The organism is Paenibacillus crassostreae (genome assembly GCF_001857945.1).
GTDB lineage: Bacteria > Bacillota > Bacilli > Paenibacillales > Paenibacillaceae > Paenibacillus_AQ > Paenibacillus_AQ crassostreae.
In genome coordinates this window covers 325,602-350,344 of sequence record NZ_CP017770.1, presented here as the reverse complement: position 1 = coordinate 350,344, position 24,743 = coordinate 325,602, and the positions used below count along the sequence as shown (strand labels likewise).

The 24,743-nt window shown below is 37.4% G+C and carries 26 protein-coding genes; 20 read left to right on the top strand and 6 right to left on the bottom strand.

Annotated features, from left to right (window positions below; translation table 11 throughout):
• Nucleotides 1-7: 7 nt before the first annotated feature.
• From LPB68_RS01680 to LPB68_RS01660, 5 genes are all read left to right on the top strand, one after another.
• Nucleotides 8-1,249: a hypothetical protein gene (locus tag LPB68_RS01680; protein WP_157756196.1), complete on the top strand. Its 1,242-nt coding sequence runs from the start codon at nt 8-10 to the stop codon at nt 1,247-1,249.
• Nucleotides 1,250-1,272: 23 nt separating this feature from the next.
• A complete protein-coding gene (locus LPB68_RS01675) occupies nt 1,273-1,521 on the top strand; it encodes a hypothetical protein (protein WP_068658470.1) in 249 nt (82 codons plus the stop codon).
• A gap of 149 nt (nt 1,522-1,670) precedes the next feature.
• On the top strand, nt 1,671-2,777 hold the full coding sequence (locus tag LPB68_RS01670) for a UDP-N-acetylmuramoyl-L-alanyl-D-glutamate--2,6-diaminopimelate ligase (RefSeq protein WP_068658472.1): 1,107 nt from the start codon (nt 1,671-1,673) through the stop codon (nt 2,775-2,777).
• Nucleotides 2,778-2,820: 43 nt separating this feature from the next.
• Nucleotides 2,821-3,699 carry an alpha/beta fold hydrolase gene (locus tag LPB68_RS01665; RefSeq protein WP_068658474.1) on the top strand — a complete coding sequence of 293 codons (879 nt, stop codon included), beginning with the start codon at nt 2,821-2,823 and terminating at the stop codon, nt 3,697-3,699.
• A gap of 105 nt (nt 3,700-3,804) precedes the next feature.
• Nucleotides 3,805-5,337: a Ppx/GppA phosphatase family protein gene (locus LPB68_RS01660; RefSeq protein WP_082865716.1), complete on the top strand. Its 1,533-nt coding sequence runs from the start codon at nt 3,805-3,807 to the stop codon at nt 5,335-5,337.
• On the opposite strand, the gene ppk1 is transcribed toward LPB68_RS01660, so the two are convergent.
• A complete protein-coding gene (gene ppk1 / locus LPB68_RS01655) occupies nt 5,303-7,402 on the bottom strand; it encodes a polyphosphate kinase 1 (protein ID WP_068658476.1) in 2,100 nt (699 codons plus the stop codon). The two genes, LPB68_RS01660 and ppk1, sit on opposite strands and share 35 nt — an antisense overlap.
• Before the next feature lie 225 nt (nt 7,403-7,627).
• Between ppk1 and LPB68_RS01650 the strand changes: the two genes are divergently transcribed.
• Nucleotides 7,628-8,317, top strand: a complete 690-nt coding sequence (locus tag LPB68_RS01650; RefSeq protein ID WP_068658478.1) for a DUF3221 domain-containing protein — start codon at nt 7,628-7,630, stop codon at nt 8,315-8,317.
• Nucleotides 8,318-8,477: 160 nt separating this feature from the next.
• Here the strand turns inward: LPB68_RS01650 and LPB68_RS01645 are convergent, their stop codons facing one another.
• Together LPB68_RS01645 and LPB68_RS01640 are read right to left on the bottom strand one after the other, a co-directional pair.
• Nucleotides 8,478-9,698, bottom strand: a complete 1,221-nt coding sequence (locus LPB68_RS01645; RefSeq protein WP_068658480.1) for an MFS transporter — start codon at nt 9,696-9,698, stop codon at nt 8,478-8,480.
• Nucleotides 9,699-9,929: 231 nt separating this feature from the next.
• The gene (locus LPB68_RS01640; RefSeq protein WP_068658482.1) at nt 9,930-10,379 is read right to left on the bottom strand and encodes an Hsp20/alpha crystallin family protein; all 450 of its coding nucleotides are present in this window, start codon (nt 10,377-10,379) and stop codon (nt 9,930-9,932) included.
• A gap of 113 nt (nt 10,380-10,492) precedes the next feature.
• Between LPB68_RS01640 and LPB68_RS01635 the strand changes: the two genes are divergently transcribed.
• From LPB68_RS01635 to LPB68_RS01585, 11 genes are all read left to right on the top strand, one after another.
• Nucleotides 10,493-10,717 (top strand): spore germination protein, encoded by a 225-nt coding sequence (locus tag LPB68_RS01635; protein ID WP_068658484.1) that lies wholly within the window; start codon nt 10,493-10,495, stop codon nt 10,715-10,717.
• Between the two features lie 15 nt (nt 10,718-10,732).
• On the top strand, nt 10,733-10,921 hold the full coding sequence (locus LPB68_RS01630) for a spore germination protein GerPB (protein ID WP_068658486.1): 189 nt from the start codon (nt 10,733-10,735) through the stop codon (nt 10,919-10,921).
• A 51-nt stretch (nt 10,922-10,972) separates the two neighbouring features.
• Nucleotides 10,973-11,557 (top strand): spore germination protein GerPC, encoded by a 585-nt coding sequence (gene gerPC / locus LPB68_RS01625; protein WP_068658488.1) that lies wholly within the window; start codon nt 10,973-10,975, stop codon nt 11,555-11,557.
• Nucleotides 11,558-11,564: 7 nt separating this feature from the next.
• Nucleotides 11,565-11,771, top strand: coding sequence for a hypothetical protein (locus LPB68_RS23070; RefSeq protein WP_068658489.1), 207 nt, complete (start codon nt 11,565-11,567; stop codon nt 11,769-11,771).
• A 99-nt stretch (nt 11,772-11,870) separates the two neighbouring features.
• On the top strand, nt 11,871-12,134 hold the full coding sequence (locus tag LPB68_RS01615; RefSeq protein ID WP_157756197.1) for a hypothetical protein: 264 nt from the start codon (nt 11,871-11,873) through the stop codon (nt 12,132-12,134).
• A 42-nt stretch (nt 12,135-12,176) separates the two neighbouring features.
• Nucleotides 12,177-13,097 carry a tyrosine-type recombinase/integrase gene (locus LPB68_RS01610; protein ID WP_068658494.1) on the top strand — a complete coding sequence of 307 codons (921 nt, stop codon included), beginning with the start codon at nt 12,177-12,179 and terminating at the stop codon, nt 13,095-13,097.
• A 234-nt stretch (nt 13,098-13,331) separates the two neighbouring features.
• The gene (locus LPB68_RS01605; RefSeq protein ID WP_068658495.1) at nt 13,332-14,420 is read left to right on the top strand and encodes a DUF3900 domain-containing protein; all 1,089 of its coding nucleotides are present in this window, start codon (nt 13,332-13,334) and stop codon (nt 14,418-14,420) included.
• 238 nt (nt 14,421-14,658) lie between these two features.
• Nucleotides 14,659-15,957, top strand: a complete 1,299-nt coding sequence (locus LPB68_RS01600) for a hemolysin family protein (RefSeq protein WP_068658498.1) — start codon at nt 14,659-14,661, stop codon at nt 15,955-15,957.
• 271 nt (nt 15,958-16,228) lie between these two features.
• Nucleotides 16,229-17,515: a WD40/YVTN/BNR-like repeat-containing protein gene (locus LPB68_RS01595; protein WP_068658500.1), complete on the top strand. Its 1,287-nt coding sequence runs from the start codon at nt 16,229-16,231 to the stop codon at nt 17,513-17,515.
• A gap of 153 nt (nt 17,516-17,668) precedes the next feature.
• A complete protein-coding gene (locus LPB68_RS01590) occupies nt 17,669-17,854 on the top strand; it encodes a hypothetical protein (protein ID WP_068658501.1) in 186 nt (61 codons plus the stop codon).
• Nucleotides 17,855-18,013: 159 nt separating this feature from the next.
• A complete protein-coding gene (locus LPB68_RS01585; protein ID WP_068658503.1) occupies nt 18,014-18,433 on the top strand; it encodes a DUF2500 domain-containing protein in 420 nt (139 codons plus the stop codon).
• Between the two features lie 72 nt (nt 18,434-18,505).
• Here the strand turns inward: LPB68_RS01585 and LPB68_RS01580 are convergent, their stop codons facing one another.
• From LPB68_RS01580 to LPB68_RS01570, 3 genes are all read right to left on the bottom strand, one after another.
• The gene (locus LPB68_RS01580; protein WP_418303849.1) at nt 18,506-19,861 is read right to left on the bottom strand and encodes an ABC transporter substrate-binding protein; all 1,356 of its coding nucleotides are present in this window, start codon (nt 19,859-19,861) and stop codon (nt 18,506-18,508) included.
• Between the two features lie 158 nt (nt 19,862-20,019).
• The gene (locus LPB68_RS01575) at nt 20,020-20,844 is read right to left on the bottom strand and encodes a carbohydrate ABC transporter permease (RefSeq protein ID WP_068658508.1); all 825 of its coding nucleotides are present in this window, start codon (nt 20,842-20,844) and stop codon (nt 20,020-20,022) included.
• Nucleotides 20,841-21,791, bottom strand: coding sequence for a carbohydrate ABC transporter permease (locus LPB68_RS01570; RefSeq protein WP_082865719.1), 951 nt, complete (start codon nt 21,789-21,791; stop codon nt 20,841-20,843). Before LPB68_RS01570 ends, LPB68_RS01575 begins: the two co-directional genes overlap by 4 nt.
• A 320-nt stretch (nt 21,792-22,111) precedes the next feature.
• Between LPB68_RS01570 and LPB68_RS01565 the strand changes: the two genes are divergently transcribed.
• From LPB68_RS01565 to LPB68_RS01555, 3 genes are all read left to right on the top strand, one after another.
• Complete coding sequence (locus LPB68_RS01565) at nt 22,112-22,498, top strand: cell wall hydrolase (RefSeq protein ID WP_099458693.1); 387 nt, start codon at nt 22,112-22,114, stop codon at nt 22,496-22,498.
• 77 nt (nt 22,499-22,575) lie between these two features.
• The gene (gene gerQ / locus LPB68_RS01560) at nt 22,576-23,070 is read left to right on the top strand and encodes a spore coat protein GerQ (RefSeq protein ID WP_418303813.1); all 495 of its coding nucleotides are present in this window, start codon (nt 22,576-22,578) and stop codon (nt 23,068-23,070) included.
• Between the two features lie 304 nt (nt 23,071-23,374).
• Nucleotides 23,375-24,703, top strand: a complete 1,329-nt coding sequence (locus tag LPB68_RS01555) for a hemolysin family protein (protein WP_068658736.1) — start codon at nt 23,375-23,377, stop codon at nt 24,701-24,703.
• The last annotated feature ends 40 nt before the right edge of the window (nt 24,704-24,743 follow it).

The following is a 24,743-nucleotide window of genomic DNA, read 5'->3' as shown; positions in this document are numbered from 1 at the left end:
GAGGAGTATGATGAGACGTTATTGGTTTTCAATACTATTAAGTGTGTTCATGATTGTTGGATTAGGTACGTATTATGTATATGGCGCAACAGATCATCTGCCACAATATAAGCTAGCGACTATTGAAGGGGATGTTAACGAAGGGGCACAGATTCAGGTTCTTGGCTCATATATCGGAGGAAGAGGATCTGAAATATTAAGCGTGACAACGGATGGTAGTGATTATGAGAGTAGTCAGAGTATTTATAGTAAAATGTTTTCAAATTCGTCACGAACATGGATTGCCGAACAGCCTGGTACCCGTGAGATGATCAAAGACCATCGCTCCTTCATGTGGGGAAAGGGTAATGGTAACAGCTTTTATAAGGATGAGGAGTGGATTATTTATGCAGAAGCTGTCAATAATCCTGATGCTACCAAACCTGAACTACTACTAAAGATTGATCTTCTTAATCAAACTTCAGGTGAAGTGAAACATTATGATACGATTGTGGGCGAAATGCCCTATGTCTTCAGTTATGTCGTAGATGTACAATTCTTTGAAGATAAAATCCATATACTAACATTTAATAATCACCCATGGTCAGAAGTGGATATTACTGATTCAAATCAGTATCATGATTATATTGTGGATGTAAATACTGGAACTTTGACGGACCAAGAGATTCTAAATTATGGGATATCGACTAAGGACAATGTTGAGTTGAATTATAATATAATTACTAATGCGGACTTAACTACACAAAGTGATGTTGCTGTATTTGTAGTAAGTGAGGAGACTCGTGCTCCAATGAAGAACGATGAATATAACCGTGTACTTCTGGATAAGCATTTCTATTCCTATACGTATCAGACAGGAGAACTGATAGATCTTTCAAGTTTACTATCTACCGTTAAAATGGGAGTGAATACTTCATATCGTTTAGATGGTAGCATTCTTTCTATCCTAAATTATGAATCCGATGGGTTGACAGTATCACGCTTCAACCTAGTTACAGAGAAGTTAGATAAAGACGTAATCTCGATAACGACCCAGCTACTCAGTGGTGACACTATCGCTACTGGTATTATGAGCAATGACAAATTAAATATCCTTTATCATCACAATGATAATCCCATGGTTGCTGTAATAAATCTGGCGAATGGAGTTATTGTTTATAAAGGCGAAGTTGTGCTAGATGGCGCAGGATCGGAAAATACGGATCATATGAAGAATGTGGAACTCTATAGCTTGGCGATTGTTGAATAACATGTAAATGTGAGGTAATCCCAATGAAATCAACAGATTACTTTAATAGAACAATAGAAACATTAAGAAGATTGGAAACGTATGGGTACCAATTGGCATATTACATTTTACGAGATGAGGAATTAGCAATGGATGCAACCAAGAGAACACTGCTTGCCTTAGCTGAGGTCGATGAATTCTGCTATATGCCAGTGGATACCCAACGTGATTTACTGAAGAAAAGGGTCACAAGCCAATCCATCCGTTGCAGACACGAAATGATATCCGTATAGGGAAATATATGATTTTAAAGATCAAGAGCCTTTGGAGTACATCTCCAGAGGCTTTTCTATTGGAAAAATTAATGATGTAAAGGGAAAATATAACTTTTAAGCGAATGTATATTAATATCTAACTTTACTAAATAATGGAGGCATATAGCATGAAACTTAAAGAACTCATTGAGCAACTAACCATTTATTCAGCTCAAGGAAATGTGAATGTTGACATAACAGGAATAAGTATGAATTCACGTGAAGTGAAGCAAGGTGATTTATTCGTCTGTATATCAGGTATTCCAGGTCTTCAAGAAGATCGCCATCCGTATATTGATCATGCCATAAAAGCTGGAGCGGTAGCGGTAATCGTTGAAAGAGATGTCTCAGCCAACGGCAAGGTACCTACCATAAAAGTGCCGAACGCCAGATTTGCTCTAGCTCTACTTTCTTCACATTTCTACGGTTATCCGAGTCAAGAACTGAAATTAATCGGGGTGACAGGTACCAACGGAAAAACAACGACAAGTCATATCATTGAATTCATCTTAGGTTATGCTCTTTACCGGACAGGTCTGATGGGCAATTTAGGAACAAAGATCGGTAATACTATACGTAAAAGTAACCTCAATACACAGGAACCACATAAGTTACAAGCGAATTTAGCGAGAATGAAGGAATGTTCGATAGACTATTGTGTGATGGAAGTGACTTCTCAAGGTTTAGATATGGGACGAGTTATTGGATGTGAATTTCGTACAGCGGTCTTTACGAATTTAACTGGAGATCATCTTGATTATCATGGTACGATGGACAACTATCTTATGGCAAAAGCTTCGCTATTCGCAAGAATGGGGAATACGTACTCATCTGATCCTTCTAAACAAAAATTTGCTATTCTCAACGTGGATGATCCCGCTTCAGATGTATTCCATAATCTAACTACAGCTCAAGTGATTACATACGGTATTAACCATTCAGCAGATGTGATGGCAACAGACATTCAATTGACCACGAAAGGTACGAAGTTCAGACTTGTTTCTTTTGCGGGTATGGAAACGATAGAATACAACATGATTGACGCCTTTAATGTTTATAATGTGCTTGCGGCTATTGCAACTGCCCTAGCGGAGCAAATCCCGCTTCGTGTCATACGACAAGCATTATCTGAGTATACGAATGTTACGGGACGAATGGAGATTATTGATGCTAGTCAAGATTCTCTTGTGAATGTTGACTACGCACATACAACAGACGCTTTGAAGAATCGTTAGTTTGTCAACGGGAGAATTAGTTATTAGAAAGGATATAATAATTATGGAGCAAAGCAATTCAATTTTTCGTGCTAAAGCTGATAGAGATAAGTTCACTCGTGCATATGATGAGACAATGAAACTATGGACTGTACCTTTTGAAGATTTAATGATATCCACATGTTTCGGAGATACACACATCGTTGCATCGGGTTCGATTGAAGCTCCAGCAATCATGTTATTTCATGGGATGACTTTCAGTGCAACGATGTGGTACCCGAATATTGAATCTTTAACTAGACATTTCAGGGTGTATGCGGTAGATACAATAGGTGATTTAGGAAAAAGCAAGAACACATCTCCACTGAAAACACGAGATGAAGCGGCTCTTTGGATTTCAGACGTTCTCCATGGCTTACATCTTCAATCAGCTATATTTATGGGGCATTCGATGGGTGGTTGGCTATCATTAAATTTCGCCCTGCGTTACCCCGAGAAAGTAGAGAAGCTAATCTTATTAGCACCAGCATCAGGAATTTATAGAATAACTCCGAAATTTATGTTTAAAGTATATCCAGCAATTGTATTTCCCACAGAATCTCGTCTTCGTAAGGAATTATCATGGTTTATGAGCCGAACCTATGAGCCGGATGATCAGGCCGAACAACTCATACATCAGTTCATCATCTCGGGAATGAATTGTGTACCTCAGATCCGTGTGATGCCTTCTGTCTTTAAAGATCATGAGTTACAAAGCCTTTCTATGAAGATCTTGCTGATGGTTGGTGATCAGGAAGTAATCTATAATTACCGTAAGATGTTGTCTAAAGCTTTACGATTAATTCCTAATATACAGTCCCATGTCGTACCTAATGCGGGTCATGCTTTATCATTGGAAAACCACGAATATGTAAATGATACGATTATCAAATTTCTAATATGATGATGTAAGTTCAATCATATTAAATAATATAGGAGAAATATGCTATATTATTAACTTAGATATCGATAATACAAGTTGCCAATACAACAAGAAAGAGGAGTATAAATGATGAAGGATACGATCAATCGGATTGGTATTATTGACATTGGCTCCAACTCCATACGCTTGGTTATTTATGATACAACAGTTGATGGTGGATATAGGGTTATTAAAGAGTGCAAGAGTTCCGCACGCTTAAGTGAGAAAATAAATGAGCAGGGACGACTTGAAGAGCAGGGGATGGATTCAATTGTTCCTATTCTGAAGCAATTCAAGTTGGTATGTACAACATTTGGAGTGAATCAGATTCGTGCGGGTGCAACGGCAGCGATTCGAAATGCTAGTAACTCGGATGAAATCATTGAATACTTATCACAGCAATCAGGAATCGATATCCATCTCATTACAGGAAAAGAAGAGGCCTACTTTGGTTTTCTTGGAGTGATTAACTCATTCGATATTGATGATGGCTTCATTGTGGATATCGGTGGTGGAAGTACTGAGATTACACTATTTGAGAATCGAAGATATGTTAGCAGTGTGTCATTACCCTTCGGAGCGGTTAATACCAATATCATGTTCGGGGACCGTGGGCATTGGAATATCGATCAGATTCAGCAACTTCGCACATATGTGTTAGACAAGTTACATGAGCAAGAATGGTTACAATCAAGACCTGGTCTACCTTTGTTTGGTCTAGGCGGAACGATACGTTCACTTGGTAAAATAGATCAGAAGCAATGTAGCTACTCCTTACCCACTTCACATCATTATGCATTGGAGACAGGTGTCATCAATCATCTATATGATGATCTTCCGTATCTTACGTTAGAACAACGTAAAAATGTGAATGGATTGTCCAAAAATCGAGCTGATATCATCGTATCTGGACTAATTATTTTCCATACGGTATATCAATATATTCAGGCAATTCGTTGTCTGATCAGTGGAGAAGGGCTTCGTGAAGGGATGCTCCATGATTTATTAGATCCAGTTAGTCCGGTAAAGTCCAATACACTGGATTTCAGTATTAAGAGATTATTAACCTTCGAAGCACAAGTTTCACCGACCCATTTACAGCATCTTCATCAATTGTCCACTACCTTGTATGATACATTACGTGAAGAGGGAGATACTGAAGAAATTAAAAAGCTCCTGTACGTTTCAATCATGTTGTATCGTATTGGTGGACATATCAACTATTATCAATATAATCAACATACCCATTACTGGATTATGAATACGTCAATCCGAGGACTTACGCATCGGGAGATCATTCTCTGTGGCTTAATAGCCTCCTACAATACAAAAAGCCGGAAGCAGAAATTATCCGTAGATCATATGGATATATTACTGCCATCCGACGAGGAATGGATTCATAAGTTAGGATCGATTGTTCAATTGTGTATTGCGTTAGATCAAAGTGAAACACAGGCTGTCCAATCTATCTCAACCAAGATCGTTGATAAAACACTGCATCTCACCATTCGTAGCGATGTTGAGACATATATCGAACAAGAAGAATTAGATCGTGTAATCAAGGTGTTTAAGGGCGCATGGGATCTTAAATTGAAGGTAGACTTCCCTTCCATTTCTTAACGTTCATTGCTTCGAATTGGCTTCTGATTGGAGCCTTTTCGTCGTTCATAAACTCATAATTCCCATTAGATTGGAGAAATCTCGCTTTGACATTATCTTCTAGAGATAAGTGTAAGATTTGAAAGACTAATTTTTGAATATGCGGATCATACACGGGGCACATCAGTTCAATACGTCTAGTTAGATTACGAGTCATCCAATCCGCACTAGATATCCATACTTCAGGAGTACCACCATTCTCAAAATAATAAATGCGTGAATGTTCCAAAAAGTGATCAACAATGCTACGTACGGTAATATTCTCACTTAATCCGGGAACACCAGGACGAAGACAACATACGCCTCGCACGATAAGATCAATATTAACGCCAGCTTTGGAAGCATCATATAGCTCATCGATCATTTCTTGATTGGACAAAGAGTTCATTTTAGCGATAATTCTCGCTGGTCTACCGGCAGAAGCATGATCTGCTTCCCTACGAATAAGATCGAAGAGAGTACTACTCATATTTGTCGGAGCAACGGTAATAGCATTCCAATCGTAGTTAGTTGAGTAACCTGTCATTTGGTTAAATAATTCTGATGCATCAAGTCCGATATTGTGATTGGATGTGAACAGACTTAGATCTGTGTATACTTTGGCCGTACTATCATTATAATTCCCTGTACCTACATGAACATATCGTTGTAATTCTTGACCTTCTTGTCGAACAATTAAGGTTATTTTCGCATGTGTTTTTAAACCAATTAAGCCATATACAACATGACAACCTGATTTCTCAAGCTTCCGCGCCCACGCAATATTGCGTTCCTCATCAAATCTAGCTTTTAGTTCCACCACAACAGTGACCTGTTTTCCTGATTCCGCTGCAGAAGCTAGAGCTTGTATTAACGGAGAGTTGCCACTTACACGATATAGAGTCATCTTAATGGCCATGACATGTTCATCTTCTGCAGCTTGTGTTACGAAATCTGTTACAGCTTCGAAAGACTCATAGGGATGATAGGCAAGTACATCACGCTCTCTTAGTACTTCGAAGAAATCTTCATTCTCATCGAATTCCATCGGATAGACTGGATCAATTGGACGATGGCTCAAATGTGAATATCCCTTCAAAGATCCTGCGAAATTTTGAAGGAAGTTTAAGTCGAGAGGACCATCAATTTCAAAAATAGAATCCGTAATTTCAAACTCTTCTTGTAACAGACTTAATGCATATGGATGAATTCCTTTATCTACCTCTAGACATACAGGTGAACCCCATCTACGTTTGCGTATTTCCTTCTCGATTTCTTCCAATAAGTCCTCAGCACCATCTTCATTAATGCTTAAATCAGAGTTACGGGTGATCCGGAATTCATGAACTGCAATAGGAGTATACCCACTAAATAGTGTGTGAATATGTTGTTTGATTAGCTCTTCTAAAAAAATAAATTGTCTCTTCTTACTATTGGTGCGGTGAGGTAATGGTATGCATCGAGCAAGGTTATATGGTATTTGCAAAATTGCAAAAAAGGGTTCATTTCCATCGTCATCAATTCTATTCAGTACGACAGATAAATAGACGAATTTACTGTGAACAAGTGGGAAAGGTCTACTTTGATCTACAGCCATTGGCGTAAGCACAGGGAATATGATTTCCTGATAGTATTGTTCCATCGCTTGTTTCTGAGCAGCATTTAAATCTTCATACTCTGTGAAATAAATACCTTCTTTGTTCAATTGTCTAGAAATATCACGAAATGTACGATATTGCTCTGTAATGATTTTCGATACTTTTTTCAAAAGTCGTTTGTATAATCCAGAAGGGGTATAGCCGGTAAAATCTTTCTTCGTATAACCCGCTCTAATCTGATCTTGAATACCAGCAACACGAACACTCATGAACTCGTCCAAATTACTCGAGACAATAGCTAAAAAACGAGTTCGTTCAAGCAGAAGGTTATTAGGATCTTGAGCCTCTTGTAGTACGCGTTGATTAAATTCAATCCAACTTAAGTCTCGATTAAGATATCCAGATGGTAAAGTACGATTGATAGTTGTTTTTTCAGCAGTGTTCAACATATTTCCACCATACCTTGTTAGATTATTGTATATTCTTATTCATTTTACTATTAACTCGAAGAAGAAGTGTAAAAACTGTGTAAATTTTTACAAAACATCATAGATGGTTTATGGAATTATATTTAATATCACCATGTGAAAGTGATAAAATGTAAGTTAAGGATTCTCATTCAATATCGTCTATAATTTAAGGGACATTAAATGAAAGCAGGAAGGAGTTATACGATGAAACAACTCAAATCTTTGTTGATGATCATGATGTTAATCTTAGTCGTCACTGGATGTACTTCTACTGGAGAATCAAAATCTATTGGAGGAGCTGTATCCAATGATGAAGGCACAGTTTCACAAATGGAAGAAGGATTCATATTTGAAGTGACAGATAATAGCGTGTTGGTGTTGGATCAAGTGAACACAGAAGACTTCGACAAAACGTGGAATGATATTTCTGAGAGCTACAAAGGAAGCGCCATATGGCTTCAAACAAACGAAGCGTCTACCTTAATGGTAGGGCAAAAGGTTCAATATTGGATTGATGGACCTGTGGCAGAATCATTTCCCATGCAAGGATCAGCAGAGAAGATTGAAGTGATCGCTGAAAGATCTGTAGAAAATAAGGCTTTTCGAAATATTAAGGTTACTGGCTTAAAGGGTAAGTATACGATAACCGGTGAGGGTCGAGTGTTCGAAGTAACGATGAATTATGCAGTTTCAGACGGTCATAATTATTTAGTGGAGGATTTTCTAACCTTGGATATGGGCGCGCCAGAGTGGTCTGCTTTCACACTCGATATTCAAATTCCAGAAGAAAAGTTGCCACTTAATGGAACTCTTATCCTTGAGTTATTTGAATATAGTGCAGAGGATGGCAGTGTCATTAATTTGTTTAGTATACCACTTGAAAGTTTTCGATGAAGTGAAAATAAGATCTTACAATTTGATTAGACTCGACTAGTTTACATAATTTTTATTATGTAAACCAGATGGGATTAACTTAAAAAAACTCTAATAAACAAAACACTGGATAGTGCCTTATTAAGGCTCTATCCAGTGTTTTGTACTAATGGTCAAAAAATTATCTAATTAACTCTTTATCTTTAGGCAACAAGATAGCCAACATCCCGAGTAGCGGTAAATATGAGGATAGGTTCATGATAAATGGGATGCTTGTATGATCTGCAATATTACCCATAACAGCAGAGCCTAATCCGCCTAACCCGAAAGCCAGTCCGAAGAACAATCCAGAAATGAGACCAATCTTGCCAGGGACTAATTCCTGCGCATAAACGACGATGATTGAGAATGCTGATGAAAGAATAAAACCAGCGAATATACTTAGGACAGCTGCCCATGCCAAGGATACATGTGGCATTAGAATCGAGAAGGGAGCTGTACCTAGTATAGAGAGCCAGATGATATTTCTCCGACCATATCTGTCAGACAAGGGACCGCCTAAAAATGTACCAAGGGCTGCCGCCCCAAGGAAAGCGAATAAAAAGTATTGTGCATGCTGTATAGTGACTCCATGAGTTTCTATCAAGAAGAAAGTATAGAAAGAAGTGATACTGGACATGTACACATTCTTTGAGAACACAAGAAATACTAAGATAACGATGGTTCCGATGACCTGAGCACGACTAAGCCCAGTATGACGAACGTTGGCAGCTGCTTTTTTCTTAGTAGGGGTGACATGCAAGGTTTGTTTACCGTACCATTGGGCTACTTTGAACTGTATTGCAATGGCAGTAAGTGCAGCAATTGTGAACCAGATGACACCGAATTGGCCGATTTTTACAAAAATGAGTGCAGTCATGATCGGTCCAAGGGAACTCCCTATGTTTCCACCGACCTGGAATAAGGACTGTGAGAACCCCCGTTTACCTCCGCTAGCTAAGTATGCAACACGTGAGGATTCTGGGTGAAATATGGCTGACCCTATCCCTATGGAAATGACAGCGAACAGTACTACAGCAAAACTTGGTGCTATGGCTAGTGTGATGATTCCAATCAAAGTAAAGCAGACACCAAACGGCAATATGTATGGTCGTGGTCGGACATCAGCATACATTCCAATTAAAGGCTGTAATAGGGATGCTGTAATATTCATGGCGAACGCGATCAGACCTATCTGACTAAAGCTAAGATTCATGGAATCTTTTAATATTGGAAAAAGAGCAGATACCGTTGATTGCATCGTGTCGTTTAATAAATGAACGATACTAATCGCAAATAATATCGGGTAGACCGTTGTTGCAGCAGATGCGCTGGCTGATGATTGAGTCTTGGATCCTGTCAAAGAATAAACCTCCTGTGTATCGTACAAATTTATGAAAATACGTGTTGCATAAATAGCCACTATATCATTATCAACAATAATGTTTAGTTTGTCACTAGGTATATGAAATAACATATAAAAAGGCACAAAAAACAGCGTATAACATAAATTATACGCTGTTTTGATTTTAAGCTATTTTAAAATTGATGGAGGGGTAAGTGGCAACATAATTAACCATTGTTTTCGAGGAAATTATAAATATCGGACCACAATATCTTTGAATCGACCTGATGACGATTTCGGCATCTTGAGTTGTAAAGATCCATGCTTATAAGTCCCTTTGCTAATATCTGGATTAATGGAGCAAGGCAGTTGGATAATTTTACTCTGTTCATTTTTCAGACCCGTGATTTTGATCTGTGTCCGATTTAGCTGAACTCCAATATTTTCAGGATGGGTGTGTTTGGGTATCGTTATTTTTGTGATTAGGAGGTTGTGTGTATCGATATGTTCATAGATTAAATTTGATTCGGCAGTTGTTAATGGAGTAGAAGTAGCTTCTCTTATAACTTTTTCAACATAACCTTCGATCTGATTAGGATCTAGCTTCCACTGTTCTTCGAGGTCCTTCAGAGATAGTTGTTTTTTGAAAAAAGGATCTTCATTAAACCAATCTAACGGATTGGACTTATTGGAACTCATTTCTTCTAGGCCTCCTTCTCTTTTATCCATTGTATGGGCGGTTGACTTTTTCAGTGACAATTGGGCTTATAGCCACATAGAATGGTGTATCTTCTGAAGAGAGGGGTGGAACGGTGGTTTCAATTATTGGCAACATTAAAATTAATAATGTAGGTCCCAGTTCCACGGTCTTAGTAGGAAATACAGCATCCGTTATATTAAGCAGTAACTCAAAAATCTATGCCGGTGCCAACTCTTTCTCGATTGGTGATTCCATCGGTACGAACATTACAAATAACCAAGCAAGCAGTACTAATACGATGGACTCAGATGTGGTAGATCAGATTGCTCCTCCTTAAAGGGTGTGGTTAGTAATGAATATTTCAGTATATCAGTGTGTTACGGTTCATCATCTTAAAGTTGGTTCGATTTCCAATTCCTCGATTCTGCAGATAGGTACAGCAGGGAAAATCAATGTTTTGTCACATCGTTTTCCATCCAAGGATGCTAAAAATCGACCTCTTATTCCTTTACCTATACCAGCAATTCTGTTCACCTCATAGATTATGATTATAAGATTCGCAATACCATGAGCATTGGAGAGAAGGGAAGGCATGCACCCATATTACGTTCAACAGCTTTTTAATGAGTTAAGAATGCAGTCTGATAAGATTCAGCAGTTAGAGAAGAGGTATGGTGAACTACAAAGTGAAATAGAACATCTGAAGAACAAAAAATCAGCAAATATAGGTCCGATTAACTATCACTTTGAACAATTGAAAATAGAGAAGTTAGAAGGTACTTTAAATATAGGGATAAATCCGAATGAGGGAAATAACTTTGAAGAGGTCATGGTGAATGGTCAACCCATAGGTACAAATGAAGCAGAGAATAAGGCTTTATACGAGAAAATACATCCTACGGTTAAGCAATATGTCCAAGAAGAGGTCCCGAAACAACTAGCTTACTTAGCGAGTGAGCGGAATTTAAATATGAACCCTCAGTTCATCCACATGGTAACTCAGGATCTTCAACAACAGATGGATGGTAGAATTAATGAATATCTCGGACAAATGCCTAAACTTAAAGAAAGATCTGAAACTGATGAAGAAGTTTGCAATTCTATTATTAAACAAATACAAGTCGATATCGATATAGCCGTAAAACGTCATATGGAGTTTAATATAAACGAAGGGTGAGATTTGTATGAAAGTGATCGTCGTTAATAAGGAACTACAAGTCAATGCTGTAAAAATTATTTCAATAGCAGGATCATCCGTATTCCTAGTTGGAGATAGCCAAACGATTAATTGCTCATCTATTTATGATCATATTATGGAATATAGTATGTCTGCTGCTGGATGCAATAGCGGGGATACTATCAGTAATACTCTTTCTACTAAAGGTAATTAACTTATGAAAAATTCTAAAATTCACAATGTTTATATAAATAACATTTCTAATAGTTCTATATTTGTTAATGGTGATGTTGGTAGTATAAGGTCTAGTTCTATGGAACGAAGAGAAAAGACCACTCCTAACTTACATCAACAGGAAAAAGATCATAGGGACGTACCTCATTATGCAAAACCATTCTTAGGGTGTATTGTTAGAGATTATGATGCTGATGAGTTTGAGGCTCAGATCCTTCCAACAGAATCATTGATTACGTTGAAGCAGGTCAAAGTATTGTCGATTTCCACCGGTACGACCTTTCAAATCGGTAACAACGGCACTATTAATCTGAGAAGTCAGGTCAGTAGATCAAATCTATGATACAATGATTTGTCTGAAGGATGAAATGGAGGTGAAGGCGTGATGGATATGAACGAAGACTACGAAGAAGCGCTGGAAGCCTTTTTAATTTGGATGAAAGATGCTGGTTACACGGTTCATACACAAAAGTCATATCTATCTGATGTGAATGAATTTCTGGACTCGCTAGGTGGTAAAACGTTAGAAAATGTTAAGAAATTTCATGTTGTATCTTATTTATCATCAGTACGAGAACGTGGCGTGAGTGATGCTACACGTAATCGAAAGCACGCTTCTGTCAATTGTTTCTTCAAAGCTCTGATCGAATTAGAACTACATAATGTAAATCCAGCGCAAGATATTAAGAAATCTAGAACGGATAAGAACCGCGCACCTGTATATTTAGAGGAATCTGAAATGAACAAATTCTTCAATGCAGTTGATGGGAAGTACCGTAATCGTAATCTTGCGATCTTCCTGTTAATGGCTTACATGGGGCTTCGTGTGGGAGAGGTCCATACCCTTGACATCGCTGATTTCAATCTGGAACGACGATTACTTAGTGTATTCGGGAAAGGGCGTAAGTGGAGAACTATACCCGTGCCGGAATCTGTCTGTCCTGTATTGGAACTTGCTATCGCAGAGAGGTTGTTACCTAAACGTAATAAAGAAACGGCCATGTTCATCTCGCAAAAAGGAAGACGGTTATCGATTCGTGCGATCCAGCAAGCGGCTTCGGATACGTTTGCTCGGTTTCAAGATGATGTACCAGTAATGAATCGGATGCCATATTCAAGCCATAAATTACGACATTCGTTTGCAACGATGCTGCTTCGTAAAGGGGCAGACTTACGTACAGTTCAAGAATTACTAGGACATTCTTCTATTCAGACTACGACAGTTTACACACATATCACAAGTAGAGAGAAGGAGGAAGCAATGTCGAAATTGACATTAGAATTACCTGAATTCTCTATGAACTAATGAAATATGTCCGAAATAAATAGAATAATTGGACATATATTGAAAATGGTTAACATAATATTTGTTATGTAAACCAACTAAAATAGTTTTACTATCAAACCCATTTTCTAGTAAAATCCCAATAATATTTGTCTTGCGATAACTGTTTATATCCAATATATTAATTGAACAATCATTTTAGAAAATCCGTATCTGCGGAATTATATAGAAATTACATTATAAAAGGGGTTCAACATGCGATTTAACGTACAGCACTTATCTTTCTTTGTGATACAAGTCGAAAGCCGTGAAGGTCAGACCATTAAGAACTATAAACATTATCAAACGCTAGACAGTGAAGAATATATGGATAGTGAAATCAGTAAATTTCTCGATGGAGAATTCGCACGAACGGCCAAACGGAAGGTAGAGAAGAATCCGAATACTGAGCAGCCTCCGACCAAAATTGGTCGTTTTATTGTTGAACCAGGTCATGAATTAGATAGTAATCCTAACTATAATCTATTTACTAGACTTCGCTTGGTGGATAATAAAGAAGACTATAAGAATGCTTGTGATGATCTAATCCGCAGTTACCTAGATACAAGTTCCGTTCGCGGTGGAGCATTGATTATCATTCAAGCGGTATTGTCTACTCATTCAGATGATCCATTTATTTTCGTGCTCAAATGTGACTTCGAACAGAAAATAGCACGGATATCTGATGAACGGAATTTAGTAAGTCAGGTTGAAATGGCGATCAACGCCCGAAATATTAAATCTATTCAGTATCCCTATATGCCAGAAGAGGGAATAATAGAGGAATGGGAACTTAAAATCCATCAATCATCCCATGCCCGATATTTCGAAGATTTCTTGAAGTTTGTAACTTATGAACAATCCATTCCAGAGATCGTAAATGAGCATGTGATGGAATTTGTTCAGACGTATGTAGAGACTAAATGGCCGGATGCTAGCCAAGAAGAACGTCACCAAGAAGAACGTGAATTAGAGCTCTGGGCTGCGAGTGACAAACGAAATTTGCAGGAAAAGTGGGAGCCAGAGCAAGTGGTGGAGGCAGCAGAGCGAATTGTTGAGATCAAGCCGGAAATCGAAATCAAGTTCAAACTGGGAGAAACATTTATAAAAGGCTTCCTAGCCGATTACGGTGACAAAATTCATCTTACAAAGCTACGCGATGGATATGCTGTTATTATCGAAGGAGACGCCTTTACATTTGATAAAAGTTACTCACCCGTTGAATTATTACAACCAGAAAGTTTTCGAACGGTTTCTGAACGACTCCTACAGACTCAGAATGAGTTGGATGGCGATGATGTGTAATAAATCTCATTAAATATTAATATCATTAATTAAAATATTTGATAATAGTTAGCTTAGTTCATGTATTACTCAACCATAATTTGACTCATGATTGGCTATATAACGCAACGATAGCAATTTCCAATCGTTGCGTTTTTTGGTGTCTATTATAGTATATTTTGATATAAAGCTCTGAACAATGTATAATTACTATTTGTAAGTATATAAAAATTATAATTTTTAAGGAGAAGATGTTGTAGTGGAAAGTGATAGGACCGGGTTAAATCTTTTATTAATTGCTATTTTGATTGCATTTTCAGCCTTTTTCGTAGCAGTAGAGTTCGCAATGGTACGACTTCGTTCAAGCCGTGTGGATCAAATGATTAGTGAAGGTAGAAAGAATGCAACAGCTGTAAAAAAAGTACTCAATCATTTAGATGGATATTTATCTGCATGTCAATTGGGTATTACGATTACATCACTCGGATTAGGTTGGTTAGGGGAACCCACAGTAGAGGCTATTCTACATCCTTTATTTGAGAAGATGAATATATCACAAGCAATTAATGAGGTTGTTTCCTTTATCATTGCATTTGGAGTTATTACGTACCTACATGTAGTCATTGGTGAATTAGCACCAAAAACAGTTGCAATCCGTAAGACGGAAATGATTGCATTATTAACAGCTCAACCCATCATTTGGTTTGACAAGATCATGAGACCTTTTATCTGGGTTCTTAACGGTTCAGCGAATCAATTAGTCAAAATGATTGGGATCACACCTGCATCTGAACATGAGGAAGCCCATTCTGAAGAAGAACTTCAGATTATAATAAATGAAAGCTATGAAAGTGGAAAGATCAATAAGAATGAATTAGGTTATGTGAATCGTATCTTTGCCTTCGATAATATGCTTGCAAAAGATATTCTCGTACCTCGTACAGATATGGTGTGCTTATATACAGATAAAACGCAGCAAGAGAACATGGATATTATCAAAACAGAGCAGTATACTCGATTCCCTGTTGCACAAGATAGTAAAGATAATATTATTGGCATCATTAATACCAAACAATTCTTTTTAGCTTATAATGATAATCCTCAAGTCGAAATACAATCACTACTACAGCAAGTGATGTCCGTTCCAGATTCAACACCAATCGATGCTCTATTAAAGAAAATGCAGAGAGAAAGTACTCACCTTGCTATTCTAGTAGACGAATATGGTGGCACCACAGGAATGGTAACCATTGAAGATATATTGGAACAAATTGTTGGAGAAATCCGTGATGAATTTGATTCAGAAGAAGAACAAGAGATTACTAGAATTGATGATAATCATATTATTGCCGATGGAAAGGTCTCCTTAGTACTCATAAACAATTTGCTACCAACTGAGTTTGAAACAGAAGAGTGGGATTCAATCGGTGGATGGTTATATGGTCATCAGTCTGAACTAGAAGAAGGCGAGCAATGGCAACACGATAATATCACATTTACTTTGCTTGAAAAAGATAAGCATCGATATTGTAAAGTTGAAGTCTTAGTTCTAGCTTAGCCTATTCATTACTAAAGCAGCCCTAGTGGCTGTTTTTTTTTGGAATTATAAGAATGTATAAGTTTGTGCTTGTACTTCCATCGATATGGTTAACATAATATATATTACGTTTACTACAATATGATAACAACTTACTTAAGTAAATAGGGGAAAGAGAGATTTTCGATATCTAGAGTTTCATACTAACGATGATATCGCTATTTTATGTTATAATACTAACTTGTAATAGTGTTAATTCTCAATAAAGTTTGTAATCACGGAGGCATGAATAATGCAATCAAGACGATATATATTGTTTAGCTTAATATTTATACTCAGTTTGATACTGACTGCTTGTAATAAAGATAACGACGTCATCGAATCAGATAATTCAACATCCGTAGAACAAGAGGATTTAAGTGAGCAAGGACAGACTTTGAACATCGTTAGTTCGGACGCGATGGATAAGACAACTAATGAGATGGAACAATATCAGATTCAGACTCGGTTGATAGATTTTCATTTAATAGATAATACAACTGGACTAGCTTGGGGGATAACTCGCAAATCACTGAGATTATATCTTACCGAAGATAATGGAGAAACCTGGATTAATATTTCCCCAGCAGAGAATGTTCAATTTACTACGAATCCGAAATACGGTACAGACCTATTCTTTATAGATAAGAATAATGGTTGGATAATCCGCGATGGTCAAGAAATCAATGAAACGGTTGTTCTTCGTACAACAAATGGGGGAGGACAATGGAAGATATCCGCATTACCTAAGTCAGATAAGAGTAATGGTATATCTTTCTCTACTTTATCTAGAGGTTGGATCATGACCTCTTCAGAAAGTAGTACGAGTCGTGAAGAGAAATACCTCTATAGAACTGATGATGGTGGAGCTAGTTGGACTAAGATCATGCAGAATACGGGATCATTAACCTCATCAAGTGATACAGTTAGTTCCATTTCGTATGCGGGTAACATCAAGGACATGACATTTGTTGATTCACTTCATGGCTTTGTAACCGTACAGGATATGGAGACGCCAAAACTATATACAACAGAAGATGGCGGGAATACATGGAATATATTCTCAGACTTCATAGACTTTAATAAAATGAGGGGTTGCAGCATATTGAATTTAGGAACTCCTCGAATCCTTAATGGATCAACTAATCATGGATATATACCTTTGAATTGTTCTACAGATGAAGGAAGTAAATTCAATGGTTATTTCACGACGAATAAAGGACAGACTTGGGAGTTTGCTCCTTTTAATCTGAAATGGGCAAATGATTTGAATGCGATGCTTAGTCCCGTATTTATTAATGAGAATGAAGGTTGGTACTTACATGATTCGTTTATGTACCATACAGTCGATCGCGGAGTGAATTGGATGGAGTTACCAGCTAGCCAGTTATTACAACAATATTTAGACAGTTACCCAAAAGTAGCGAAAATAGATTTTGTTTCATCTAATATAGGCTGGATATTGTTAGAAAACACTGAAAAGAAGCGTTCATTACTTTTGCAGACTATAAATGGTGGCGTTAGCTGGGAAGTTCTTTAGTTGTTAAATTGTTAAAAAAAATAAAATTAAAAAAAATAAAATATTAATTTTGATGTACATTGTGAATATTATCACAAATAAATTTCAATAACTATGATATCTTAAATATATAAACAAGATAGAAAATAAAACAAGTCGATAGGAGTGGGAACGATGACAACTTTCAATTATAATAAGGATATTACTCAGAACTTACTTCAATTTTGCTATACATGTGAAGATGCTCATTTATGTACTACTGAAGAGAAATGTAGAGCTTGTTGGACCGAGCAAGGACTTATGACAGAAGAAAGTGCATTGGATGAAACTCAGACTTTTCTGCAATTAATGAATGTTTAATACTCTAATAATGAATGACGAAGAGATAGGGCAACAATGCCTTATCTCTTATTTGTTTTTTATAAAAAACAATCAATATCTTAAGTGTCAAGCATATATATGATAAGGAAGTAAGTGACCAAGTCTTAATCGCATTACATAAGGGGGAGAAGATTAGGAATGAACTCATTCTGGATGTTTGATTTTGTAGGAACGATCATGCCAATCTTCATGATTGTCATTATGGGGATTTTGTTATGGAGTGTTAGTAAAGGGATATCACAATGGAAGCATAATAATAAACAACCTGTACTCACCGTAGGGTCGAGTATTGTGAGTAAACGTAACGAAGTTAGCCAACATCATAACCACCAAAATGATCAAATATCTAGTTATACTCGTACTAGTTACTATATTACCTTTGAAGTTGACAGTGGAGATCGAATTGAGTTTGCTGTGAATGGGGAAGAGTATGGCCTTTGTGCTGAAGGAGATACAGGTCAGTTAACCTTTAAAGGCACTCGATATATGGGGTTTCTTCGAACCCCACGTAATACCCCTCAAGTAGAAGGTTCAAGCAATCGACAAGGATATGATTAACTAATGTTGAAAAAAAGCTCTCCCAATACTGCAATTGCAGTTGAATGGGAGAGCTTTTCTTGTTTCAAATCATTATTTAACGGTCAAATTATATTCTTCGATCTTGCTACTAATGGCTTTGGCTGCGTCATCCAATGCTTCTTGTGGAGATTTACTATCGTTTAATACTTCTTCAATAGCTGTTTCTGTCAATTGACGTGCTTCAGGGAAGACACCCATCACAGCACCCTGTGTTGCTAAATTAAGTTTCGTTTGATGAAGTTGATCAATAGCTGTTTGAAATTGAGGGTATGCAGTTAGATTATCTTTTACAATTTGCTCATCGTAAGCTTTTTGCGTGATCGGGAAGTATCCTGTGTTTACGTGCCAATATGCTTGTGTTGCTGGTTCTGCTAAGAATTTAATGAACTCCCAAGCCCCTTGCTGTTCTTCTTGGGACTTATTATTCATAATCCATAAGCTTGCTCCGCCGACAACAACTCCACCATCAGAAGAACCTTCAGGTTTAGGTAAGAAACCCGTTCCTACTTCGAATTTACCATCAGCTGAGCTAACGATACCGCGTAGAGAAGCAGTAGAATCCAACGTCATTGCGATCTGTCCTGCAGCAAATGCTTTCTTAGTATCATCTGTTTTACGACCAAGATTCATCATAGATTTATCATCTAACATTTGTTTCCACCATGTTAATGTTGCAACGCTTGCTTCACTATTTAATAAAGAAGAAGTTGCAGGTGTAGTTCGTCCGTTACCATTATTGATGAATTCTACACCTTGATTCGCTAGTAATTGCTCTATGAACCAACCGTAGATTGCAAAAGAAGCGCCTGTTTGACCTTCACTAGTTAATGCTTTAGCAGCTACAGCTAGCTCTTCATAAGTCTTAGGAGGATTCTCAGGATCTAATCCTGCTGCTTTGAAAGCGTCTTTGTTGTAATAGAGTATAGGGTTGGAGGTATTGAAAGGCATAGAATACAACTGATTATCGAATGTATAATACCCTAGAATATTTGCTTCTAAAGATGAAATGTCATATTTCTCTTGATCAATAAATGTCTGAACGGGTGTTACTGCATCAGTATCGATCATGAAGCGGCTTCCAATCTCATATACCTGCATGAGAGCAGGGCTACTATCTGAGTCCATCGCAGCTTTTAATTTATTCAAACTTTCATCATAGGTTCCTTGAAAAACGGCTTCAACCTGAACATTTTCTTGTGAACTATTGAAATCTGCAACAAGCTTATCCACTGCTTCTCCAAGTCCTCCACTCATTGAGTGCCACCATACGACTTTCACTGGTTCCGTTTTCTTAACAGTTTCAGTTTTTTCTTCACTACTGGATGTAGCAACAGCTGTTTCTGCAGTTGCATTGTTACTGACCGTTGATCCACATGCGGAGGTCAAAAACAGGATACAAAATAACATCATTAGAACATTGGTCTTGCTACCGACTTTTCTTAAATTCATGATCTTTTTTTCTCTCCCTTAGTAAATCAATGTTTTTATCTGAAATTAGAAATATTCCACAAAGGATTTTCTAATGTCGGACCATAATAGGTGAATCATTTGAGCCTTCATCACATTTAGCCTTTAAGAGCACCCGCAGTAATTCCTTTGACGAGTGGTTTTAAGCCAAGAATAAGCAGTAGTAGAGAAGGAATCAGAACAGTCACTACGCCTGCTAGGACTAAGTTCCAAGAGGTCATTTCTTCAAATTGCAGCATACTGATTCCGATTTGAACCGTACGCATTTCTTCTTTATTCGTAATGAGAAGGGGCCATAAATAGTTATTCCAATGATTTAAGAATGTATAGACACCAAGCGTTGCGATCGCAGGAGTAGTTAAAGGGATAACTAATGAAAGAAAGATACGGAAATGCCCGCAACCATCGATTCGGGCTGCTTCAAATAATTCGGATGGCAATTGCAGATAGGCTTGTCTCAATAAGAATGTTCCGAATGCTGAAGCTAGAAAAGGTAAGATTAAGCCCGTATAACTATCTAGTAAATTCCAATCTTTTACCGTTAAATAATTTGGAATCATCGTTACTTCCCAAGGGATCATCATGGTTGCAAGGAATAATGCGAACAGAAATGTTTTTCCAGGGAAACGAAGAAATGCGAAAGCATAAGCTGCTGTACTCGCTGTTACGATCTGTCCTAACATGATAAAAGTAGATACAACGAAACTATTACTGATAAACCTTATAACCGGAATGGTCTGTAAGACTTCCAAATAATTATCCCAACGTAATTCACTAGGAATGAATCGTGGTGGATATATAGCTGATTCTCCGCTTGTCATAAAAGAGGAAGATAGCGTGTAAAGTAAGGGAAACAAGATTAGACATGAAGCTATCGCTAATGCGAGATATAAGAAGCTTTGATTCCATTTGTTGATGATCATTGATAATGCACCTTCTTCTCTAGGAACTTGAATTGGATCAAAGTTAGAATGAGAATAATAGTAAAGAGAATTAACGCTTGAGCACTACCAACACCGAACCTATAATTCACAAATGCATCTTGATAAATATTAAACACCATGACGTTCGTACTATTCATCGGGCCACCTTTGGTCAGAATATTGATCTGCCCAAATGATTGGAATGCACCAATCATAGATACAACGGCTACAAAGAATAAAGAGGGTGTAATGAGTGGTAATGTTAATTTGAAGAAAGTACGAAATGAACCTGATCCGTCAATTTTAGCGCTATCGTAAATATCTTCGGGAACGCTCTGCATACCACTAAGTAATACAATGAATTGAAAACCTAAGTTCATCCATACCGTCATGATTGAGATGGATATAAGTGCCCATTTAGGATCTGTTAACCAATGGATTGGGGTTGCATTCATTAGAGTTAGGAAGTAATTAAATACCCCTAAGGTAGGATGGTATAGAATCATCCAGATGATAGAACCTGTACCAACTGATATTGCCATGGGTAAGGAAAATATAAATCGAAATAGAAATATTCCGCGCAGTCGATTCTGTGCTATTGCTGCAAGCAACATGGCTAGAATGATTCCAGTAGGAACGGTTAGTAGAATGAAACTTAAAGTATTTGTAATACTTTTATAGAAGAGTTCAGAGCTCAATAGATCTGTAAAGTTCTTTAAGCCTACAAATTGTGCGACACGCCCGCGAGGATCTGTTAAATACATACTGAGGTACACCGATTTAATAAGCGGATAGAATAGAAAAATACTAAACAACACCAAGGAAGGTGCTAGAAATGCATAAGCAATTACTCGTTCTAACCAACGATTAGTTCGTATGGAACGGGTAGAGAAAGAATGTATAAAGGATCTCGGTATTGCTTTATGTAGGATGATTTCTTTTTCCATGAACGGATATTCCTCACTCTCAGCTAATTTTGTAATTCCAGTTATTAGTAGCTAACTTTCCAACACATCATAATTCTTGAATATTAGGCAGATATCAACTCCATGTAAAATATAGGAATTTATATTTGTTGTGTCACAAACTGGGCTATCGCACATAAGATATGGTGAAATTAGAAGCTGTCATTCAGGATGTTATGCTCAAAAACTTTTAGCCAATGCTTCCGAAGTAGTTTTTTCGATGTCAATCAGGATGTTATGCTCAAAAACTTTTAGGAGGTGTAAGGGTGCCCGTTGTAAAAACGACTTCTGCACATACGAAGATGCTAGCCAGATTAATGAGAGCTGAAGCTGAAGAAGATGGAGAAGCAGGCATGTTAATGGTCGGGAATGTTGGGGTCAATCGTGTATTAGGAGATTGTCTAGATTTCAATAATATCCGCAACTTAGAAGATATGGTCTTCCAAAGCCCGGGTGGATTTGAAGCTACACAAAAAGGATATTTCTATCAAGCAGCTCGTGACAAAGATATCCGACTTGCTGAAAGAGTCATCAGAGGGGAACGTAGATGGCCTGCTAGCAATGCGCTTTGGTTCTTCAGACCAGTAGGGGACTGCCCAGCCACTTGGTATAATCAGCAAAATACTGGGAGATTTAAAGCACATTGCTTTTTTACACCAACACCTCAAGATTGTCCGACAGTCTATTAACAGAATGTAAAGTGAATCAAAAAAACAAAATTAGAAGATTAAGTTATTGCTTGTACACATAAGGAGGAATTTAGATCATGATGCAACAATTTCAACCGGTAGGATACACCATTGGGAATACACGTGGGGTTAACGGTGCACCAAATGGTAGTGTAATGGGTATGGGTATGAATAATGGAATGGGAATGAATAATGGTATGGGTAATGGAGTAGGAGGGTCATATATGAAACCCCCACAAGTAGCAAGTGGAAATCCGATGACGCCCACTGGGAACGTTGTTTCAACCAATGCCCCTGTATTTGAGCAATCCTATATTGAGAATATTTTACGCCTTAATGTAGGTAAAGTAGGAACATTCTATATGACCTATGAGAATAACAAAGAATGGAATGCAAGAATATTTAAAGGTGTGGTGGAAGCTGCCGGACGTGATCACATTATTATTAGTGAACCCGATACGGGACGGAGAGTTATATTGTTAACAATCTATTTGGATTATATTACTTTTGATGAGCCAATTAATTATCAATATCCAGGTGTGCCGGGTACTATGCAACCAATGAGACGTTAATCATAGTATAAAGTTGCCAAAAGGGATGCAATTTCGTCTGAATTGACGAAGGCATCCCTTTTGAAGTGTTTAATCGTTGTTTTTAGATCAAATCATATTGTTTTTGTAAAATATAGTCATACCTCACCGTTTGACTGTGTAATGTATAACTATATAATTAATAATAAGGCTTCAAACATTTACGAAATGGAGATGAATGACTTGGGAAATTGATGTTTAATCATGCAGTGATGCTATTCGTTCCACAAATCATTTTAAAAAAACGAAGGAGGTGTACCTATTCGTCAGTGGAGGATTACGGCGAATAGGAACAAGATTGGACCCATTACCGAGTGAACTAAGTATATTTTTAGTTATTGCATTAATATTATTAAATGGTTTTTTTGTTTCAGCAGAGTATGCAATGGTAAAAGCCAGGAGTAGTCGAATTGACACATTAGTCTCTGATGGACGCAAAGGTGCATTATTAGCAAGAAATATTACGAACAATGTGGACTCATACTTATTAGCTTGTCAACTTGGAATTACAATATCATCATTAGGACTTGGATGGATTGGTGCACCTGCTATGGCACAATGGTTACATCCTCTTTTTGACATATTCGGAACTAGTGAAACAGTGATATATACTATATCAATGATCGTCTCATTTGTTATTATTACAATTCTTCATTCTGTATTAGGTGAAATAGCACCCAAAACATTTGCATTGCATAAATCGGATGCTGTCACGTTGCTATCAGCAGGACCCATGACGTTGTTCTATAAGCTGATGTCTCCATTTATTTGGATTCTAAACGGATTGGCTAAACTAATATTACGCATTTTCAATGTCTCAACGGATTCAGATCTAGGTTCGGCTCATACGGAGCAAGAAATACGTATTCTCATGAAAGAAAGCAATAAAAGTGGACTTATTAATAACACAGAACTTGCACTTGTTGATAATATATTTGGATTTGCGGAAACGACCGCACGTGAGATCATGATCCCTCGAACAGAAATGATCTGCCTTTACCAAGATGGAACAAGAGAAGAGAATCTCGAGATTGCATTTGACGGCATGAGAACACGTTATCCTATTTGTGATGGGGATAAGGACAATATTATCGGTTTTATTCATATTAAGGATTTAATTCGTACGAATGATAAAGAGTATCCATCGATTATCCGACCTATTATTACCGTACCAGAGTCAATCCATATCAGTACGTTACTTAAGCTGATGCAAAGAGGCAAGTCGCAAATAGCCATATTAATTGATGAGTATGGTGGAACTTCAGGTCTTGTCACGATGGAAGACATCATGGAAGAAATTGTAGGAGAAATACAGGATGAATTTGACGAAGAGCGGCCAGGAATCGAGAAAATAAGTGATGATGAATATTCCATTGATGGATTAATGTTGATTGATGAGGTCAATGAACGATTCGAATTGGATATGGATTCTACGGATTATGATACTATTGGTGGTTGGTTGTATTCACGACTTGAAACCATACCTCCACAGAAAGGTCAATCTGTAGAATTCGACAATCATGTATATATAGTTGATGAAACAGATAATAAGCGTATTTCGCGAATTCAACTGATTAGAAAGCAATTTGTAGGTATAGAAGAAGGAGCATCATAATTTCATCAAAAAAACATATAACTTTTTTCTGGATATAAGC

Coding starts and splice junctions, on each gene's coding strand:
- LPB68_RS01580 (WP_418303849.1), bottom strand. CDS start 19,861: ATGTTATTTTGTATCCTGTTTTTGACCTCCGCATGTGGATCAACGGTC.
- ppk1 (WP_068658476.1), bottom strand. CDS start 7,402: ATGTTGAACACTGCTGAAAAAACAACTATCAATCGTACTTTACCATCT.
- LPB68_RS01605 (WP_068658495.1), top strand. CDS start 13,332: ATGCGATTTAACGTACAGCACTTATCTTTCTTTGTGATACAAGTCGAA.
- LPB68_RS01595 (WP_068658500.1), top strand. CDS start 16,229: ATGCAATCAAGACGATATATATTGTTTAGCTTAATATTTATACTCAGT.
- LPB68_RS01615 (WP_157756197.1), top strand. CDS start 11,871: ATGGAACGAAGAGAAAAGACCACTCCTAACTTACATCAACAGGAAAAA.
- LPB68_RS01630 (WP_068658486.1), top strand. CDS start 10,733: ATGAATATTTCAGTATATCAGTGTGTTACGGTTCATCATCTTAAAGTT.
- LPB68_RS01650 (WP_068658478.1), top strand. CDS start 7,628: ATGAAACAACTCAAATCTTTGTTGATGATCATGATGTTAATCTTAGTC.
- LPB68_RS01565 (WP_099458693.1), top strand. CDS start 22,112: ATGCTAGCCAGATTAATGAGAGCTGAAGCTGAAGAAGATGGAGAAGCA.
- LPB68_RS01660 (WP_082865716.1), top strand. CDS start 3,805: ATGATGAAGGATACGATCAATCGGATTGGTATTATTGACATTGGCTCC.
- LPB68_RS01610 (WP_068658494.1), top strand. CDS start 12,177: ATGGATATGAACGAAGACTACGAAGAAGCGCTGGAAGCCTTTTTAATT.
- gerPC (WP_068658488.1), top strand. CDS start 10,973: ATGCACCCATATTACGTTCAACAGCTTTTTAATGAGTTAAGAATGCAG.
- LPB68_RS01575 (WP_068658508.1), bottom strand. CDS start 20,844: ATGATCATCAACAAATGGAATCAAAGCTTCTTATATCTCGCATTAGCG.
- LPB68_RS01680 (WP_157756196.1), top strand. CDS start 8: ATGATGAGACGTTATTGGTTTTCAATACTATTAAGTGTGTTCATGATT.
- LPB68_RS01570 (WP_082865719.1), bottom strand. CDS start 21,791: ATGGAAAAAGAAATCATCCTACATAAAGCAATACCGAGATCCTTTATA.
- LPB68_RS01665 (WP_068658474.1), top strand. CDS start 2,821: ATGGAGCAAAGCAATTCAATTTTTCGTGCTAAAGCTGATAGAGATAAG.
- LPB68_RS01675 (WP_068658470.1), top strand. CDS start 1,273: ATGAAATCAACAGATTACTTTAATAGAACAATAGAAACATTAAGAAGA.
- gerQ (WP_418303813.1), top strand. CDS start 22,576: ATGATGCAACAATTTCAACCGGTAGGATACACCATTGGGAATACACGT.
- LPB68_RS01640 (WP_068658482.1), bottom strand. CDS start 10,379: ATGAGTTCCAATAAGTCCAATCCGTTAGATTGGTTTAATGAAGATCCT.
- LPB68_RS01670 (WP_068658472.1), top strand. CDS start 1,671: ATGAAACTTAAAGAACTCATTGAGCAACTAACCATTTATTCAGCTCAA.
- LPB68_RS23070 (WP_068658489.1), top strand. CDS start 11,565: ATGAAAGTGATCGTCGTTAATAAGGAACTACAAGTCAATGCTGTAAAA.
- LPB68_RS01590 (WP_068658501.1), top strand. CDS start 17,669: ATGACAACTTTCAATTATAATAAGGATATTACTCAGAACTTACTTCAA.
- LPB68_RS01585 (WP_068658503.1), top strand. CDS start 18,014: ATGAACTCATTCTGGATGTTTGATTTTGTAGGAACGATCATGCCAATC.